The organism is Mycobacterium sp. (genome assembly GCF_035570115.1).
Taxonomy (GTDB): domain Bacteria; phylum Actinomycetota; class Actinomycetes; order Mycobacteriales; family Mycobacteriaceae; genus Mycobacterium.
Genome location: NZ_DATMLH010000287.1, coordinates 1 through 16,051 on the forward strand (window position 1 = coordinate 1; position 16,051 = coordinate 16,051).

Consider the following 16,051-nt stretch of genomic DNA (forward strand, 5'->3'; position numbering starts at 1 on the left):
ATGTGAGGCATGGCCCGGCAGGTGGAGATCAGAGATCGCCATCGACCGGCCGGACGCCATCCTGCTGATCGCCGGCCGCTGGGAAACGGTCGATCGAGTCAACGAGGGAAGATGGACCCACATCGGCGAACCGGCGTTCGACGCCTATCTGACCAGCGAGTTGCGGCAGGCGGTGGACATCCTCAGCTCCAGCGGAGCCCCACTGACCGTTACCAACCTGCCCTACAGCCGGCGCGGTGAACAGCCGGATGGGAGCTTGTATCCCGAGGATCAACCCGACCGAGTGAAAAAGTGGAACATGTTATTAGACAGGACTATTGGGCATCGGACAGGTGTGCGGATACTCGACCTCAACAAGAAGCTTTGCCCGGAGGGCGTGTACACGGCCAAGGTCGATGGGATCCCGGTGCGAAGCGACGGCGTCCACTTGACCGAGGAAGGCGTGAAGTGGCTGACGCCGTGGCTCGAGAAATCGTTGCGATAGCGGCAGCTAGTCGCCGACGCGACAGCTGATTTCCATGCTGTCGCTTTCACGGGCGGCGAAATTGACGCTCACGTAGCCTTTCTCGACGTTTCGGACGTAATCGAGGTAGGGCTTCGCGTCTGACATCTCCGTGTTGTCGGCGACGACGAGGGCTCCCGGCGACAGATGTGGTTCGAGCAGCTTGATCACCGGGAGGTACAGCTCCTTCCATCCGTCGAGCAACACGAAACCGACCGGTCCGTCCAGACCGGCAAGTGTAGAAAGCGCGTCGCCTTCCAGGATGGTGATCAGGTCGTCCAACCCGGTTTCGACGAAAGTCTGCTTCGCAGCGGCGATCTTGTCCGCGCTGAGCTCAGTGGTCACCACTCGGCCGCTACCGTTGTCGCGCACCGCCGAGGCCAGATGAAGCGCTGAAATACCAAAGGACATACCGAATTCCACGATGGTTGCGGGACGAGTTGCTCGTACCAACGAGTACAGCAGCCGGCCGGCCTCCGGCGTAACCGGGATGTAGAACGTGCTCATCGCATCGGCGCGTTCCTGTGCGGTTCTCGCCGTAGACATCGCACTTCGCATGTCGCGCAACCGCGGCGTCTGTTCCCTCGTCTCGGTGTACATCCGGTCAAGGGCTGTTGCGACCCGGTGATCTTGCAGTGTGGTGGACATACCGTCGAGCCTAGGCCGCGCCGACCGCAAGTTGGGTTCTCCCTACGGCTGACGACGCGTGCGGGACCCTCGCCGTGAACGTTCTGATCTGGACTGACGCGCGGCTGACCGCAAGTTCTTTTCCAATAATGTTTGACCTGCACCGCTTCCGGTGCCAGGATGGAGTCGCAAGCACCTCGGTAGGTGAGGCGTCTGCATGGATACAGGCCACTGACCCCGAACGTCGAAAGACGCCCCGGGTCAGGACAGCTCTTCCCGGCCTAAGGGTTGAGCCCAAGTGGCTTCCGGATGAGACTCCGGATACGCCGTGCAGTGCCGAAGCTCCGACGAGAGGGGTGCGTCGCCGCTGGCGTCGAATCCTTCAGGTGCGCGCAACTCGGTGACACCCCCGTGTGTCCTGGCCGCGAGGAGGTGATGGGCGAGGTGAGTCCGTGCGATAGTCCGCATCCGTATTCGAAGTTCGTTTCGTCCCGATCCGGTCGCGGCATTGCTTCTGTTGTCTGAGCCTTTCTCGGACGCTACTTCGATTGTGCTTGCCCGTATTTGAGGCAGGGGTGATGTGGCGTGCGCGAAATTTGCTCAGCGGTCGTAATGACTTGTGCTGGTCGGTCGGGGCTTCCCGACAGGAGACAATCATGGAATTTCGTCTCACACAAGCAGATCGAGGTGGTAGTCATGGCACGGCCTAATCCCGAGCGCCAGGTTCACCGGGCGTGCGGAGACGTCCGGGCAGCCCTGCTCGATGCGCTGGAGCTGCTCACAGTAAGTTCAGCAAGCAGCGTTCCCCAGGCCGGCTGCGATGACATGTTCAGGGCTTTCAGCGACTTAGGGCGTATCCAGCGTCAAGTCGCCGTTGCGCTGCATGCCACCAACCTGCTCGACCAGATGGTGGGCGTTCCGGCAGAGCAGCGGCCGCCCTGGTCGTATTACCGCAGCCGGATTGGCAAGAAGCCGTTATTTGTCGTGAATTCCGCCGACGGTGATCACGGCCTCGATGGGCGGGCATCCGCCTCCTAGCGAGGACGACGCCGGCATCGGTTGGCTGAACTCACGGCAGCAGGACGATCTTTCCGTGGGTGTGCCGCTGCTCGAGCTCTTCGTAAGCATCGGCGACCCGGTCGAGAGGATAGGTGGCGGCGACGTCGAAATCGATTGCGCCAGAAACGATCAAATTGGCGATTTCGCTCAGCACCGCCGGTGTCGACGCCTCGGCGCTACCTTCGGTCTTCGCGCCGACCTCGGCCGCTTTCTGGAAGGAGATGATGGTGTCGACGCGCTGCGGCTGCACCCCGAGGTCAACGGCGAGCTGAACATAGTCCGGTCCGAACAGATCGATGAACGCGTCGATGCCATCCGGTGCGGCATCGCGCAGTCGTTGGGCTAACCCCTCGCCGTATTCGACCGGAACGACACCGTGCGCGCGCAGCCACTCGGCATTGCCTGCCGACGCGATACCCAGCACGCGAACGTCGCGCAGCGCCAACAACTGCACGACCAGGCTGCCGACTCCGCCGGCCGCGGCCGAGACCGCGACCGTCTCGCCCGGTTGTGGTGCCACCGAGTGGACCGCGGCGTATGCCGTTGCAGCGACGACGTAGAGAGACCCGGCGGCTTCCCAGCTCAGCTGCGGCGGCTTATGGATCAGCTGATCAACGGGGACGGCGGTATGAGTGGCGTGGCTGGACCGCTGAAAGCTGAACCCGAGCACCTCGTCTCCGACAGCGAAATCGCTATCCCCGATTGAAGGACTGCCGACCTCGACGACAACACCGGCCAGGTCGCTGCCTTCGCCGGAGGGAAAGGTGGCGGGGAATTGTTCATGCATTGCGCCGCTGCGAATGGCCGCCTCGCCGGGGTTGATTCCCGCGGCGCGAACCTCGACGAGCGCCTCGCCCGCACGGGGAACTGGCATGTCGATATCGGCGATGTACAGCACGTCGCGCCCACCGTAACGATCGAAACGGACCGCGCGCGCCTTGGTAGCTGTCATGCTGATCTCCCTCTCCGGGCACCGTTCCTCGGGCCATCTGTAGGCGCAAACTCAACGGCTCGCCCGTGTCTTCCACGAGCGAGTGTGACCGTCGCCACAGGGTTCGTCGGCACCGCCGATACGACGTCAGACGACGCGGCTAGGCGACCACGTTGATCGGGTCACCAACATGAACGGTGTTGAAGTACCACGCGGCATTGTCCGGGCTGAGGTTGATGCAGCCGTGGCTGACGTTGGCATACCCCTGTGAATCCACCGACCAGGGCGCCGAATGTACGTACACGCCACTCCAGGTCACCCGGACGGCATACGAGGCGACGATGTCGTATCCCTCCGGCGAGCTCAACGGGATCCCGATCGTCCGCGAATCCATCCGGACGGTGCGCTCCTTGGACAGGGCGGTGTAGTTGCCCATCGGCGTCGGGCGGGTCGGTTTACCCATCGACGCCGGCATCGTGCGTAGCACCTCGCCGTTTTGGCTGACGGTGAAGGTGTGCTGCGAGATGCTGGCGACACCGACCACCTCGTCGCCGGTGTCGAAGCCGGTTGACAAGGCGTGCACCGTAACACCGACGTGGCTGTGCGCGGGCCAGTAGCCGTCCGGAATCCATTGCACGACGTTGTTGTCGACCCAGTCGAACCGTCCGGTGATGTGGTTCGGCGCGGTGATCTTGATCGCCCGTTCGGCGGCTGCCCGATCGTTGACCGGCCCGGTGAACGTGACGATCACCGGATGGGCCACACCGACCACCGCGCCGTTTGCCGGCTGGATCGAGGCTATGCCGCCTGTGCCGGCGGCCGGATCGGGGGGCGCGATCGCTGCCACACTCGGGGCGCCCGATCCCGCCATGGCCAGCACGGCAACTGCCGCCGCGAGCCACACTTTTCGAATCGCTGTACGCACGGTGTCGACCTCCGAGATGGTGCAAGCCCGAAGCGCTTACATTGTGTATCTCTAATATGTACCCTATCGGGCGCTCAGCAAACGGATCGTGAAATAGGCAAGTCGGGATTAGCCGAGCAAAAATCCATTAACGTGCCTGTTTGGCTATGCAAATGAGTCCGTATCGTGATCTGAAACTCGTCCAGTTACCTGCAAGTTGGCAAGCGCAGATCGCCGTGCTACACCAAACGCATGATCGATCCGTACACCCAGCCGCGGTCCGGTTCGGCGGCACTGGTCCTGATCGACGTCCAACGCGACTTCTATGCCGACGACGCTCCGTTGCCCATCGAGGGCACCAAGACGGCCATTCCGGCCATGGCGAGGTTGACAAGCGAATTTCGTGACCGCGCACTGCCGATCGTGCACGTCGTGCGTCTCTACCGTGCAGATGGCTCGAACGCCGACCTGGTGCGCAAACAGGCGATCGAAAAGGGTGCGCGCTACGCGGTCCCCGGCAGCGTGGGCTCCCAGATCGCCGAGGAGTTGTTGCCCAATCCTGTTGAATTGGACCATGAATTGTTGCTCAGTGGCGAACTGCAACAAGTCGGTCCACGGGAACACGTAATCTACAAGCCGCGGTGGGGCGCGTTCTACCAGACCAAGCTCGAGCAGCATATTCGCGATACCGGCAGTGACACACTGGTTTTCGCCGGTTGCAATTTTCCGAATTGCCCACGCACGTCCATCTACGAGGCCTCTGAACGCGACTTCCGAATCGTGCTGGTATCAGATGCGTTGTCCGGGCTCGATGACCGAGGCGTCAAGGAATCCCGGGCAATAGGCGTCGATGTTCGCGACCTGTCGGCGACCCTGGATTGGCTGCGTCAGGGGTAGAGCCCCACCCCTCAGTCCGTGGATTTCACCCGGGCAGCAGCGGATTCCGGCATGGGTTCGTACCGAGCGAAGGAGCGGGTGAACGACGCCGCCCCGTGTGACAGCGAGCGCAAGTCGATGGCGTAACGGGTCAGCTCGACCTGCGGCACTTCGGCCCTCACCAGGGTGCGGTCGTTGCCGGCGGTGTCGGTACCCAACACCCGGCCGCGGCGCCCGGACAGATCGCCCATCACCGCGCCGACCAGATCGTCGGGTATCAGCACCGAGATCTCGTCGATCGGCTCGAGCAGGGTTACCTTGGTCGCGGCCGCGGCCTCCTTCAGCCCGTGCGAACCGGCCATCTGGAACGCGAAATCCGACGAGTCAACGCTGTGCGCCTTGCCGTCGAGCAGCGTGACGCGGATGTCGACCACGGGGTAGCCGGCGTGCACGCCCTTTTCCATCTGAGCGCGCACCCCCTTCTCCACGCTCGGGATGAACTGCCGCGGCACTGCGCCGCCGACCACCTTGTCGACGAACTCGAAACCCGACCCCTCCGGCAACGGTTCGACTTCGATGTCGCAGACGGCGTACTGGCCATGTCCGCCGGACTGCTTGACATGTCGGCCATGGCCTTTTGCCTTGCCGCCGAACGTTTCCCGCAGAGGAACCCGCAGTGCGACGGTGTCCACCGCGACACCGTACCGATTCGCCAGCGCGTCGAGTACCACGCCGGCGTGCGCCTCACCCATGCACCACAGCACAACCTGATGCGTCTCCGGATTCTGCTCGATTCGCAACGTCGGGTCCTCGGCGGCCAACCGCCCCAACCCGACCGACAGCTTGTCCTCGTCGGTCTTGGCGTGTGCCTGGATAGCCACCGGCAGCAGTGACTCCGGCATGCTCCACGGTTTGAGCACCAGCGGTTCGGCCTTGTCCGAGAGCGTGTCTCCGGTTTCCGCGCGGCTGAGTCGGCCGATCGCGCACAGGTCACCGGGCAGCACCACCGACGCGGGTCGCTGTTGCTTGCCCAGTGGGAAGGACAGCGCGCCGATGCGTTCGTCCTCGTCGTGGTCGGCGTGGCTGTGGCCGACTCCATTTGATGAGCCGAAGAAAGACGAGAAATGGCCCGACACATGAACCGTCGTGTCGGGCTTGATGGTCCCGGAGAACACCCGGACCAGGCTCAGCCTGCCGACGTAGGGGTCTGACGTCGTCTTCACCACCTCGGCGAGCAATGGCGAGTCGGAGCCGCAGGTCACCTTGGTGAACGCGGCACCCTGCGGTGTAAACACCTCGGGCAGCGGGTGTTCCGCCGGGGACGGGAACCCGCGGGTGGCGATCTCCAGAAGCTCGAGCGTGCCGACCCCGGTGCTGCTGCAGATCGGAATCACCGGGAAAAAGGAGCCACGGGCGACTGCTTTCTCCAGATCGTCGATCAACACCGACTCGTCAATCTTCTCGCCGTCGAGATAACGCTCCATCAGTGACTCGTCTTCGGATTCCTCGATAATTCCCTCGATCAGCGTGCCGCGTGCTTCGTCGACCTGATCGGCGTACGACGAATCCGGCGAATGCGTGGTCCGCTTGCCGCCCTGGTACTCGTAGTGCGTCTGCGATAGCAGCCCGATCAGCCCGCTGCCGGCGGGCAGATACAGCGGTAAAACCTTGTCGCCGAACGCATTCTGCGCTGTCACGAGGGCGTTCTGATAGTTGGCCCTGGCGTGGTCGAGTTTGGTGATCACCACCGCCCGGGGCATGTCGACCTGGCTGCACTCCTGCCAGAGCGACTTGGTCGGTTCGTCGACGTCTTCGTTGGCTGCGATCACGAAGAGAGCGCAATCCGCCGCTCGCAGTCCGGCCCGCAGTTCGCCGACGAAGTCGGCGTAGCCGGGAGTGTCGACGAGGTTGACCTTGACGCCCTCGTGCAGCAGCGACGCCAGGGCGAGGCTAACGGACCGCTGCTGGCGAATCTCGGCCTCGTCGTGATCACAGACCGTGGTGCCGTCGGCGATGCAGCCGGGCCTGGACAGCACACCGGAGGCGACTAGAAGGGCCTCGACCAGGGTGGTCTTTCCGCCGCCGGACGGGCCTACCAGCACCACGTTCCGTACGGCGGTCGGATCAGCCACGGCAGGAGCGGCTCCTGCGCTTTGGGAATTGTTGGACTTGTCTGCCATGACGTGTCTCTCCTCATACCCGGCGCCATCGTGATGTATGTCACTTTTCTCTTAGCGCACGCGCAGCACAAGGGTGAACGGACGGTGAACCCATTCCCACGTGCGTCAGCGGTACTCAGGCGTGCCAGCTGCGCCACCGCTGGACCGCGATCGCAATCACCGGGCCGTTCAGCGGAACCGTTTGGTACTGGGCATATTTCGCGCGTAAAAGGTCGTGCCCGGCGTGCAGGGCATCGCCGCCGTGGTGTATCGCAGCGCTACCGTCGATCCGGACCCACCATAACTGCGTCCAGTCGTCGGCGTAGTGGTCGACCAGCAGGCTCACCAGCGGATGTCGTTCGATATTGGCCAGCCGGCGCAGCCGCTGGGTGGTCTTGGGCTTGGCGTCGACAGCGGTGTAGACGACGTCGTCCCGAAGCGCAAACACCACCGGCACCAGGTGCGGCGTCCCGTCGGAGGCGACAGTGCCCAGCCGGGCTACCGGCGCACCCGCGAAGCTGGCCTTGGGGTCGAAGTCGACCACAACGCCGAGCTTAGAGGCTGCAATGAGGTGCAAAGAAGGGGGCAGAAGGGCCGCAAAAAAGACTTAGGTGATCGTCAGGCCGCCGTCGACGACGATGGTCTGACCGGTGACGTAGCCTCCGGCCGCTGATGCCAGCCAAACAGCGGTGGCGGCCAGTTCGCGCGGGTCGCCCAAGCGGCCCAGCACCAGGCGGTGCGCCTGGCTCTCCAGATAGCCGGGCTTGTACTCGTCAGTCATCTCGGTCCGAAAGAAGCCCGGCGCCAGCGCGTTGACCCGAATTCCCTTGCGGGAGCCCCACTGCTGCGCGAGATCTCGGGTGAGCCCGATGATCGCGGCCTTGCTCGCGCTGTAGGCGGCCTGCGGCAGGTCGGCGGTGGTGATCCCCAAGACGCTGGCGATGTTGATGATCGAGCTTCCCGGTTGCATGACCCGCCCGCAGGCCTGCGCCACCCAGTAAGCGCCGTTGAGGTTGACGTCGATCACCGAGCGGAACTGCTCGGGCGTCTCTCGGGTGGCCGGGAGGGCGGATCCCACACCCGCGTTGTTGATCAGGATGTCGACTCGGCCGAATGCCTGGATCGCGCCGTCGACCAGCGCCTGGCATTGCTCGGGCACGCCGACGTCGGTGGCCACCGAGAGCGGTTTGCGGCCGGCGGCTTCGACGAGCGCGGCAGTCTCGGCCAACCTGTCGACGCGGCGCGCACCCAACACGACGTCGGCGCCGGCCTCGGCGAAGGCCTGAGCGAACGCCACCCCCAGCCCCGACGACGCACCGGTCACGACCACGACTTTGTCGTCGAGTCGGAATGAATTGAGCACGCCCATGCAAAAGACACCTTTGCTGTCGAGTTGCCGTCTAACAGAAACTATGAAGCTATACCGTCGGCCACTACCGTTGATGAGTATGTCGGCCGAGACGCAGATCGCCAACCTGCTGTACCGCTACGCCGAATGCATGGACAACGGCGACTTCGCGGGGGCGGCGGCACTCTTCGAGCACGCTCGCCTGCGGGTCGGCGGAGGCGGTGACGGCACTATTGGTGCGGCCACCATGCTGGGGATCTGGACGTCCACGGTGATGCTGTACCCGGACGGCACACCGCGCACCAAGCACGTCGTCACCAACCCGATCATCGAGGTCGACGAGGCCGCAGGCACCGCTACGTGTCGCAGCTACTACACGGTGATGCAGCACACCGACGAATTCCCGTTGCAGCCCATCGTCGCGGGCCGCTACCACGACCGGTTCCAGCGTGTCGACGGGCGGTGGCGGTATTCCTTCCGCGACTACTCCCTGATGGACATGGTCGCCGACGTCAGCCATCACCTGAGCCGACCGATCGCGTCGATCGGTGGAACCGCCTGATCAGCGCCCGTGTGGCGGCCGCCGATCATCCAGCAAACCGCGCAGCAACTGATGGGCCGGGATGCCCGACGCCCAAACCCCGGTTACGGTGTAGTGAATAAAATCGCGCGGGGGGTGCCCCGACGCTGCGACAATCCGAACTTGAATCAGGCTCGAACCTATGCAGGAGGTAACGGAATGAGCGAATCGCACCGCCGCAGACCGCGGTGGTCATCGTGGTTGCTCAGCCTGATAACAGTCGCAGGGCTGGTCCTGGGCACAGCGCCCGCGCATGGGTCACCATCGATACCGCCGCTGCCGCAGGACGCGTTGGCGGCGGTCTCGCAGGTGGGCCCGACGATCGTCGATGTCGACGCCCAGCTGTCATACCAGAGCGCGGTGGGCGCCGGAACCGGCATTGTGATCGGTCCTAGCACGGTGCTGACCAACAACCACGTGGTCGCCGGCGCGACCAATCTCACCGTGAGGTCCATCGGCAACGGTCAGACGTTCCCGGCCACGGTGATCGGCTTCGACCGCAACCATGACATCGCGGTGATGCAACTTGCCGGAGGCGGACTGCAGCCTGCCAACATCGGCAACTCCGACACGGTTACCGTCGGCGAACCGATCGTCTCGATGGGCAACGCCGGTGGTGCCGGCGGAACACCCAGCGCGGTGGAAGGCCGCGTCGTCGGGTTGAACCAGACCGTATCGGCATCCGACGCGTTGACCGGCAGCACGGAGACGCTGAACGGGTTGATGCAGGTCGACGCGGCAATACGCCCGGGCGACTCCGGTGGGCCCACCGTCAACTCCGCTAACCAGGTGATCGGCCTGAACACCGCCGCGACCGAGAACTTCCACCTGGGCCGCGGGCAAGGTTTCGCGATTCCGATCAATGAGGCGATGGCCATCGCCAGGCAGATTCAGGGCGGTGGGGGGTCCCCGACGGTGCACATCGGTCCGACGGCATTCCTCGGTGTCGGTGTCAACGACGCCGCCGGTGGCGCGGGTGCCGTGGTCAGGCAGGTGATTCCGACCGGTCCCGCCGCCGGTGCGGGGTTCGCCCCGGGCGATGTGATCACCTCGATCAACGGTCAGCCCGTCAACTCGGCTACCGCGCTGACGAACATTCTTGATCAGCACCACCCGGGCGAAAGCGTCATGGTGGGGTTGGGGGGTCGCAGCGCCAGCGTGACTCTGGGGGATGGTCCGCCGGGCTGACCTGCGCAGCGTAGCTCACCGGATTGCGTTCAATTCGTTTGGCGTGCAAATGGTTTGCGATGGCACACCTCGGGTACGTGTAACATCGTGGACTTGACGAGCGACAGAGACGATAACGTCGAGCACGATCCCGCAGGGGGAAGTCGCGTTGAAGCCGGCGTCGTCGAACATCCCAGTGCCGACGACTTCGCCGACGCCCGCGAACTGCCCGCCGACTCGACCTGGTTCAAACACGCGGTTTTCTACGAAGTGTTGGTCAGGGCGTTCTACGACTCCAACGCTGACGGATTCGGCGACCTGCGTGGCCTGACCGAACGCATCGACTACCTGCAATGGCTGGGCGTCGACTGCATTTGGCTGCCGCCGTTCTACGACTCACCGTTGCGCGATGGCGGCTACGACATCCGGGACTTCTACAAGGTGCTGCCGGAGTTCGGCACCGTCGATGACTTCGTCGAGCTCCTCGACGCTGCGCACCGGCGGGGCATCCGGGTCATCACTGACCTGGTGATGAACCACACGTCGGATTCACACCCGTGGTTCCAGGAGTCGCGCCGCGACCCCGACGGGCCATACGGCGATTACTACGTGTGGAGCGACAGCAGCGACAAATACCCCGACGCGCGGATCATCTTCGTCGACACCGAAGACTCAAACTGGACGTTTGACCCCGTGCGCCGGCAGTTCTACTGGCACCGGTTCTTCGACCACCAGCCGGATCTGAATTACGACAACCCCGCGGTTCAGGAGGCGATGCTCGACGTCATGCGGTTCTGGCTGGACCTGGGTATCGACGGGTTCCGGCTGGACGCAGTGCCCTACCTGTTCGAACGTGAGGGCACCAACTGTGAGAACCTGCCCGAAACGCACGCATTCCTCAAGCGCGTCCGCAAGGTCGTCGACGACGAATTCCCGGGGCGGGTGTTGCTTGCCGAGGCAAATCAGTGGCCAAGTGATGTCGTCGAATATTTCGGCGACCCCGAAACCGGTGGCGATGAATGCCACATGGCATTTCACTTTCCGCTGATGCCGCGCATCTTCATGGCGGTCCGACGCGAATCGCGTTTTCCGATCTCGGAAATCATGGGGCAGACACCGCCGATCCCGAAGATGGCGCAGTGGGGCATCTTCTTGCGTAATCACGACGAGCTGACGCTGGAAATGGTCACCGACGACGAGCGCGACTACATGTACTCCGAATACGCCAAGGACCCACGGATGAAGGCCAATGTGGGTATTCGCCGCCGGCTGGCTCCGCTGCTCGAGAAAGACCCCGACCAGATCGAGCTGTTCACCGCGTTGCTGCTGTCGCTGCCCGGCTCCCCGGTCATCTACTACGGCGACGAGATCGGTATGGGCGATGTCATCTGGCTCGGCGATCGCGACGGGGTGCGCACTCCGATGCAATGGACCCCCGACCGCAACGCCGGCTTTTCCACCGCCAATCCCGGTCGGTTGTACGTGCCACCCAGCCAGGATCCGGTTTACGGTTACCAAACCGTGAATGTAGAGGCCCAACGCGACACCTCGACCTCGCTGCTCAACTGGACGCGCACCATGTTGGCGGTGCGGCGCAGGCATGAGGCATTCGCGGTCGGTACGTTCGAGGAAATGGGTGGATCCAACCCGTCGGTACTGGCCTACGTGCGCGAAGCCGACGACGACGTCGTGCTTTGTGTCAACAATTTGTCGCGTTTCCCGCAGCCCATCGAATTGAACCTCCAGCACTGGAGCGGCTACACGCCGGTCGAACTGACCGGACAAGTCAAGTTCCCGCCCATCGGCCAACTGCCGTACCTACTGACGCTGCCAGGCCACGGGTTCTACTGGTTCGAGCTGGCCGAGTCAGAGGAGACGCAATGAACTTGCCGTGGTCTGAATGGCTTCCGCAGCAGCGCTGGTATGCGGGGCGAGGCCGGGAAATCGCCGAAGCGCACCCGGGCCACGTGGTCACGTTGCGCGACGGTCTTGACCTGGTACTCGTCGACGTCTCTTACACCGACGATTCGGCGGAGCGCTATCAGGTGATTGTCAGCTGGGACACTCCGCCGGTTCCCGAGTACACCACCGTCGCCACCATCGGCGCCGACAACGATCACACCGGCTATGACGCACTGTATGACCCGTCGTCGGCGAGATTCCTGCTATCCCTGATCGAGGACTCCGCGGATCGCTCCGATGTGGCATTCACCAAGGAGCCGGAGGCCACCCTGCCGCTGGACGCATCGCCACGGGTGTCGGACGCCGAGCAGAGCAACACCAGCGTGATCTTCGAGCGAGACGCCATCCTGAAGGTGTTCCGTCGCGTCAGCGCCGGCGTCAACCCCGATATCGAGCTGAATCGGGTACTCGGCCGGGCCGGCAACCCCCATGTGGCACGACTGCTCGGCAGCTACGAGCTGACCACGCAGGGGCCTGATAACAATGCCGATACCTGCTGTCCGCTCGGCATGGTGACCCAGTATGCGGCGAATGCGGCTGAGGGTTGGGCGATGGCCACTGCAAGTGTCCGCGATCTGTTCGCAGAAGGTGACCTGTACGCCCACGAGGTCGGCGGGGACTTCGCCGGCGAGTCGTACCGGCTCGGTGAAGCCGTCGCATCCGTGCACGCCACGCTCGCCGAAGCCCTCGGCACGTCGCAAGCCCCCTTCCCGGTCGACACCATGCTCGCGCGGTTGTCGTCGACGGTTGCGGCGGTGTCCGAGCTCGAGCAGTATGTAGTGCCGATCGAGCAGCGTTTCCAGAAGCTGGCGGAGCAGACGATCACCGTGCAACGGGTGCACGGTGATCTGCACCTCGGGCAGGTGCTGCGCACGCCGGAGTCCTGGCTGTTGATCGACTTCGAAGGTGAGCCCGGCCAGCCCCTGGACGAGCGCCGTGCGCCGGATTCGCCGTTGCGGGATGTGGCGGGCGTGATGCGTTCCTTTGACTACGCGGCCTACGGACCGTTGGTCGACCAGTCCGCCGACAAACAGCTCGCCGCGCGCGCCCGAGAGTGGGTGCAGCGCAACCGTACTGCGTTCTGTGACGGCTATGCGGCCGCATCCGGGATCGACCCGCGTGATTCGGCGCTGATCTTGGCGGCATACGAACTGGACAAGGCCGTCTATGAGGCCGGCTACGAGTCTCGGCACCGTCCCGGCTGGTTGCCGATTCCGCTGCGGTCGATCGCCAAGTTGACGGCTAATTGATTTGAGCGGCATATGCATCGCACTCGGCAGGAGGCGCGGGCCGCGGCGGTCTGAAAGCATGTGCTCATGCTGCGTGAGACATTCGACAGTGAGGCGCGGTTGTCGTGGGTGCTTGCGGCGCTCGCCGGCATCCTGGGTGCGACGGCATTCACCCACTCCGAGGGATACTTCGTCACATTCATGACCGGGAACGCGCAACGTGCCGTGCTGGGTTACTTCCGGGGCGACGCGTGGCTGTCGGCGGCGGCCGGCCTTCTGATGCTGTGCTTCGTCGCCGGCGTGGTGGTTGCGTCGGTGTGCAGACGGCATTTTTGGGTGGCGCATCCGCATGGACCGACCGTGCTCACGACCGTGAGCCTGGCGGCCGCCACGTTGGTGGACGTCATCGATGAGGGGTGGGAAGAAAATCTGGTCGACTTCGCGCCGATCATGTTGGTGGTCTTCGGCGTTGGCGCTTTGAACACGTCGTTCGTCAAGGATGGCGAGGTGTCGGTGCCGTTGAGTTATGTGACCGGCACGCTGGTCAAGATGGGACAGGGCATCGAACGCCACATCGCGGGCGGAAGCGTGTCGGATTGGCTCGGCTACTTTTTACTCTTCGCCAGCTTCGTGTTGGGCGCCGCTTTAGGAGGCTGCATCAGCTTGGTGGTCAATGGGACCGGCATGCTGATTTCCGCTTCGGTGGTGTGCGCGTTGACAACCGGATACACCTATTTCCACCAGGACCGTCGCGCGCTGCTGGATTAGCGCCCAGCGAAAAACATCGGCAGCAGCGCCGGGGGTGCGCTGCTGCCGATGTGTCGGAGGGTATGTCAGGTGGCGGCTTGAGCAGCGCTCAGCGTCCGCTGGATGTCGGGCTTCATGGCGACCAGTTGCTGGTTCCAGTAACCCCAGTCATGCGTCCCATTGGGCGGGAAGTTGAACGTGGCGTTGTTGCCGCCCGCGGCCGCGTAGTTGTCACGGAACTGCTCGTTGGTGCGCAGCGTGAATTGCTCGAGGAACTTGGCCGGCATGCTGTCGCCGCCAAGGTCGTTCGGAGTGCCGTTGCCGCAGTAGACCCAAATGCGGGTGTTGTTTTGCACCAGCCGAGGGATCTGGACCATCGGGTCGTTGCGCTTCCACGCCGGGTCGCTCGTCGGACCCCACATGTTGGTGGCGTTGTAACCGCCCGCGTCGCCCATCGCCAGACCGATCAGCGTCGGCCACCAGCCCTCGGACGGGTTCAGGAAGCCCGACAGCGATCCCGCGTAGGAGAACTGCTGCGGGTAGTACGCGGCCAGAATCAGTGCGGAGCCACCCGACATCGAAAGACCCACCGCAGCATTACCATTCGGCGAGATACCCCGGTTGGCCTGCAGGTACGTCGGAAGTTCCCTGGTCACAAACGTTTCCCACTTGTAGGTCTGGCAGCCCGTTTTGCCGCAGGCTGGCTGGTACCAGTCGCTGTAGAAGCTGGACTGTCCGCCAACCGGCATGATCACCGAAAGGCCGGACTGGTAGTACTCCTCGAACGCGGGAGTGTTGATGTCCCAGCCGTTGAAGTCGTCTTGGGCGCGCAGCCCGTCGAGCAGGTAGACCGCGTGCGGTCCGCCGCCCTGGAACTGGACCTTGATGCTGCGGCCCATCGCCGCAGAGGGTACTTGTAGATACTCGACCGGCAGGCCCTTCTTGGAGAACGCCCCCACGGTCGCCGAGCCGCCGATAGCACCGACCACACCGGCCAGCAGTGCTGCCCCGATGGTCGCGATTGCCAGTCGGCGCGGCAAACGCGACGCCGCACCGCGGAACTTCTCTGCGAACTTCATAGCTCCTATCCCAACTTTCATTTGCCGCATAAGCGGTCGAATAGCTGTCTGTGGCAGTCAAACACGCAAGTAACTACAAGCCTGTTAGTCACCTCGGGGTGTGCGATCGCGGTTCGCTAACGATTGAGGCTCGAAGCGTTACCCGGAGATAACGATTCCGACTCGGAGCTGCCCGAGAACGAAGTAGCCCCTGCCGAATCGAATTCAGCAGGGGGCGTTACATATTCGTGATCTATCTGACCAAGCGTCGCAAAAGCGTTGAGGCAGCGGCAATTCCGAGAATCGCCGCAACCGCCAATACCACGACGTCCAGCGGGTTGAACGGTGTGCCGATCAGCAGCGCCCGTAGGGCGTGGACTTCGTAACTGAGCGGGTTGACCGTGCTGAGCACACGCAGCCAGGCCGGCATGGCGTCGACCGGATACAGCGCGTTGGACGCAAAGAACAGGGGCATGGTGATCGCCTGGCCGATTCCCATCAGCCGGTCGCGGCTGCGCACCAGGCCGGCCAACGTCATCGACAGGCAGGCGAAAAACGCCGAACCCAGCATCACGACGGCCATCGCGGCCAGGATCCGCAGCGGGTTGATCGTCAGCCCGATGCCCATCGCATAGGCCAGCGCCAACACGCCGACGACCTGGGCCACCGATCGCACGCCCGCCGCGAACGCCTTGCCGGAGATCAGCGCCGACGCGGGCGACGGCGTCACCATCAGCTTGGCCAGGATGCCGGCGTCGCGGTCCCAGATGATCTGGATGCCATAAAAGATCGAGATGAACAGCGCCGACTGGGCGATGATGCCCGGCGCCAGGAACGCCAGGTAGGACACCGGCCCGGTGTTGATCACGTGCAGCTTGCTGAACGTGGTGCCGAAGATCAGT

The 16,051-nt window shown here is 63.7% G+C and carries 16 protein-coding genes and 1 riboswitch; of the genes, 8 read left to right on the forward strand and 8 right to left on the reverse strand.

The annotated features are described in order from the left end of the window. Positions 1–484: SGNH hydrolase domain-containing protein (locus VNW74_RS27150; protein WP_325682624.1), on the forward strand; the 484-nt coding region annotated here is incomplete at its 5' end. 6 nt (positions 485–490) lie between these two features. On the opposite strand, the gene VNW74_RS27155 is transcribed toward VNW74_RS27150, so the two are convergent. Beyond that, entirely contained in the window at positions 491–1,150 is a 660-nt protein-coding gene (locus VNW74_RS27155) for an O-methyltransferase (RefSeq protein WP_325682626.1), read from the reverse strand. A 168-nt stretch (positions 1,151–1,318) separates the two neighbouring features. Further along, positions 1,319–1,492: riboswitch (M-box (ykoK) riboswitch) on the forward strand. A gap of 333 nt (positions 1,493–1,825) precedes the next feature. On the opposite strand from VNW74_RS27155, the gene VNW74_RS27160 reads away from it, so the two are divergent. Continuing rightward, positions 1,826–2,167 (forward strand): hypothetical protein, encoded by a 342-nt coding sequence (locus VNW74_RS27160; protein ID WP_325682628.1) that lies wholly within the window; start codon positions 1,826–1,828, stop codon positions 2,165–2,167. A gap of 31 nt (positions 2,168–2,198) precedes the next feature. Here the strand turns inward: VNW74_RS27160 and VNW74_RS27165 are convergent, their stop codons facing one another. Then, positions 2,199–3,140, reverse strand: a complete 942-nt coding sequence (locus VNW74_RS27165; protein ID WP_325682630.1) for an NADP-dependent oxidoreductase — start codon at positions 3,138–3,140, stop codon at positions 2,199–2,201. Positions 3,141–3,279: 139 nt separating this feature from the next. After that, positions 3,280–3,990, reverse strand: coding sequence for a L,D-transpeptidase (locus VNW74_RS27170; protein ID WP_414686793.1), 711 nt, complete (start codon positions 3,988–3,990; stop codon positions 3,280–3,282). A 285-nt stretch (positions 3,991–4,275) separates the two neighbouring features. Between VNW74_RS27170 and VNW74_RS27175 the strand changes: the two genes are divergently transcribed. Then, entirely contained in the window at positions 4,276–4,920 is a 645-nt protein-coding gene (locus VNW74_RS27175; protein WP_325682634.1) for an isochorismatase family cysteine hydrolase, read from the forward strand. 11 nt (positions 4,921–4,931) lie between these two features. Here the strand turns inward: VNW74_RS27175 and VNW74_RS27180 are convergent, their stop codons facing one another. From VNW74_RS27180 to VNW74_RS27190, 3 genes are all read right to left on the reverse strand, one after another. After that, positions 4,932–7,079 carry an elongation factor G-like protein EF-G2 gene (locus VNW74_RS27180; RefSeq protein ID WP_325682636.1) on the reverse strand — a complete coding sequence of 716 codons (2,148 nt, stop codon included), beginning with the start codon at positions 7,077–7,079 and terminating at the stop codon, positions 4,932–4,934. A 115-nt stretch (positions 7,080–7,194) separates the two neighbouring features. After that, positions 7,195–7,602 (reverse strand): TIGR03668 family PPOX class F420-dependent oxidoreductase, encoded by a 408-nt coding sequence (locus VNW74_RS27185; protein WP_325682637.1) that lies wholly within the window; start codon positions 7,600–7,602, stop codon positions 7,195–7,197. A 63-nt stretch (positions 7,603–7,665) separates the two neighbouring features. Beyond that, on the reverse strand, positions 7,666–8,427 hold the full coding sequence (locus VNW74_RS27190; RefSeq protein ID WP_325682639.1) for an SDR family NAD(P)-dependent oxidoreductase: 762 nt from the start codon (positions 8,425–8,427) through the stop codon (positions 7,666–7,668). Positions 8,428–8,506: 79 nt separating this feature from the next. On the opposite strand from VNW74_RS27190, the gene VNW74_RS27195 reads away from it, so the two are divergent. From VNW74_RS27195 to VNW74_RS27215, 5 genes are all read left to right on the forward strand, one after another. After that, the gene (locus tag VNW74_RS27195) at positions 8,507–8,968 is read left to right on the forward strand and encodes a nuclear transport factor 2 family protein (protein ID WP_325682641.1); all 462 of its coding nucleotides are present in this window, start codon (positions 8,507–8,509) and stop codon (positions 8,966–8,968) included. A 177-nt stretch (positions 8,969–9,145) separates the two neighbouring features. Next, the gene (locus VNW74_RS27200; protein ID WP_325682643.1) at positions 9,146–10,174 is read left to right on the forward strand and encodes a S1C family serine protease; all 1,029 of its coding nucleotides are present in this window, start codon (positions 9,146–9,148) and stop codon (positions 10,172–10,174) included. A 93-nt stretch (positions 10,175–10,267) separates the two neighbouring features. Then, on the forward strand, positions 10,268–12,037 hold the full coding sequence (gene treS, locus VNW74_RS27205; RefSeq protein WP_414686792.1) for a maltose alpha-D-glucosyltransferase: 1,770 nt from the start codon (positions 10,268–10,270) through the stop codon (positions 12,035–12,037). Beyond that, positions 12,034–13,365, forward strand: coding sequence for a maltokinase N-terminal cap-like domain-containing protein (locus VNW74_RS27210; RefSeq protein ID WP_325682647.1), 1,332 nt, complete (start codon positions 12,034–12,036; stop codon positions 13,363–13,365). Before treS ends, VNW74_RS27210 begins: the two co-directional genes overlap by 4 nt. A 66-nt stretch (positions 13,366–13,431) precedes the next feature. Further along, a complete protein-coding gene (locus VNW74_RS27215) occupies positions 13,432–14,112 on the forward strand; it encodes a YoaK family protein (RefSeq protein WP_325682649.1) in 681 nt (226 codons plus the stop codon). 65 nt (positions 14,113–14,177) lie between these two features. Here the strand turns inward: VNW74_RS27215 and VNW74_RS27220 are convergent, their stop codons facing one another. Next, positions 14,178–15,170 carry an alpha/beta hydrolase family protein gene (locus VNW74_RS27220; protein WP_325682651.1) on the reverse strand — a complete coding sequence of 331 codons (993 nt, stop codon included), beginning with the start codon at positions 15,168–15,170 and terminating at the stop codon, positions 14,178–14,180. 232 nt (positions 15,171–15,402) lie between these two features. Further along, positions 15,403–16,051: ABC transporter permease (locus VNW74_RS27225; RefSeq protein WP_325682653.1), on the reverse strand; the 649-nt coding region annotated here is incomplete at its 5' end.

What these genes read in the sequence shown, in the direction of transcription:
- VNW74_RS27155 (WP_325682626.1), bottom strand. Translation starts at nt 1,150, where the DNA reads ATGTCCACCACACTGCAAGATCACCGGGTCGCAACAGCCCTTGACCGG.
- VNW74_RS27160 (WP_325682628.1), top strand. Translation starts at nt 1,826, where the DNA reads ATGGCACGGCCTAATCCCGAGCGCCAGGTTCACCGGGCGTGCGGAGAC.
- VNW74_RS27165 (WP_325682630.1), bottom strand. Translation starts at nt 3,140, where the DNA reads ATGACAGCTACCAAGGCGCGCGCGGTCCGTTTCGATCGTTACGGTGGG.
- VNW74_RS27170 (WP_414686793.1), bottom strand. Translation starts at nt 3,990, where the DNA reads ATGGCGGGATCGGGCGCCCCGAGTGTGGCAGCGATCGCGCCCCCCGAT.
- VNW74_RS27175 (WP_325682634.1), top strand. Translation starts at nt 4,276, where the DNA reads ATGATCGATCCGTACACCCAGCCGCGGTCCGGTTCGGCGGCACTGGTC.
- VNW74_RS27180 (WP_325682636.1), bottom strand. Translation starts at nt 7,079, where the DNA reads ATGGCAGACAAGTCCAACAATTCCCAAAGCGCAGGAGCCGCTCCTGCC.
- VNW74_RS27190 (WP_325682639.1), bottom strand. Translation starts at nt 8,427, where the DNA reads ATGGGCGTGCTCAATTCATTCCGACTCGACGACAAAGTCGTGGTCGTG.
- VNW74_RS27195 (WP_325682641.1), top strand. Translation starts at nt 8,507, where the DNA reads ATGTCGGCCGAGACGCAGATCGCCAACCTGCTGTACCGCTACGCCGAA.
- VNW74_RS27200 (WP_325682643.1), top strand. Translation starts at nt 9,146, where the DNA reads ATGAGCGAATCGCACCGCCGCAGACCGCGGTGGTCATCGTGGTTGCTC.
- VNW74_RS27210 (WP_325682647.1), top strand. Translation starts at nt 12,034, where the DNA reads ATGAACTTGCCGTGGTCTGAATGGCTTCCGCAGCAGCGCTGGTATGCG.
- VNW74_RS27215 (WP_325682649.1), top strand. Translation starts at nt 13,432, where the DNA reads ATGCTGCGTGAGACATTCGACAGTGAGGCGCGGTTGTCGTGGGTGCTT.
- VNW74_RS27220 (WP_325682651.1), bottom strand. Translation starts at nt 15,170, where the DNA reads ATGAAGTTCGCAGAGAAGTTCCGCGGTGCGGCGTCGCGTTTGCCGCGC.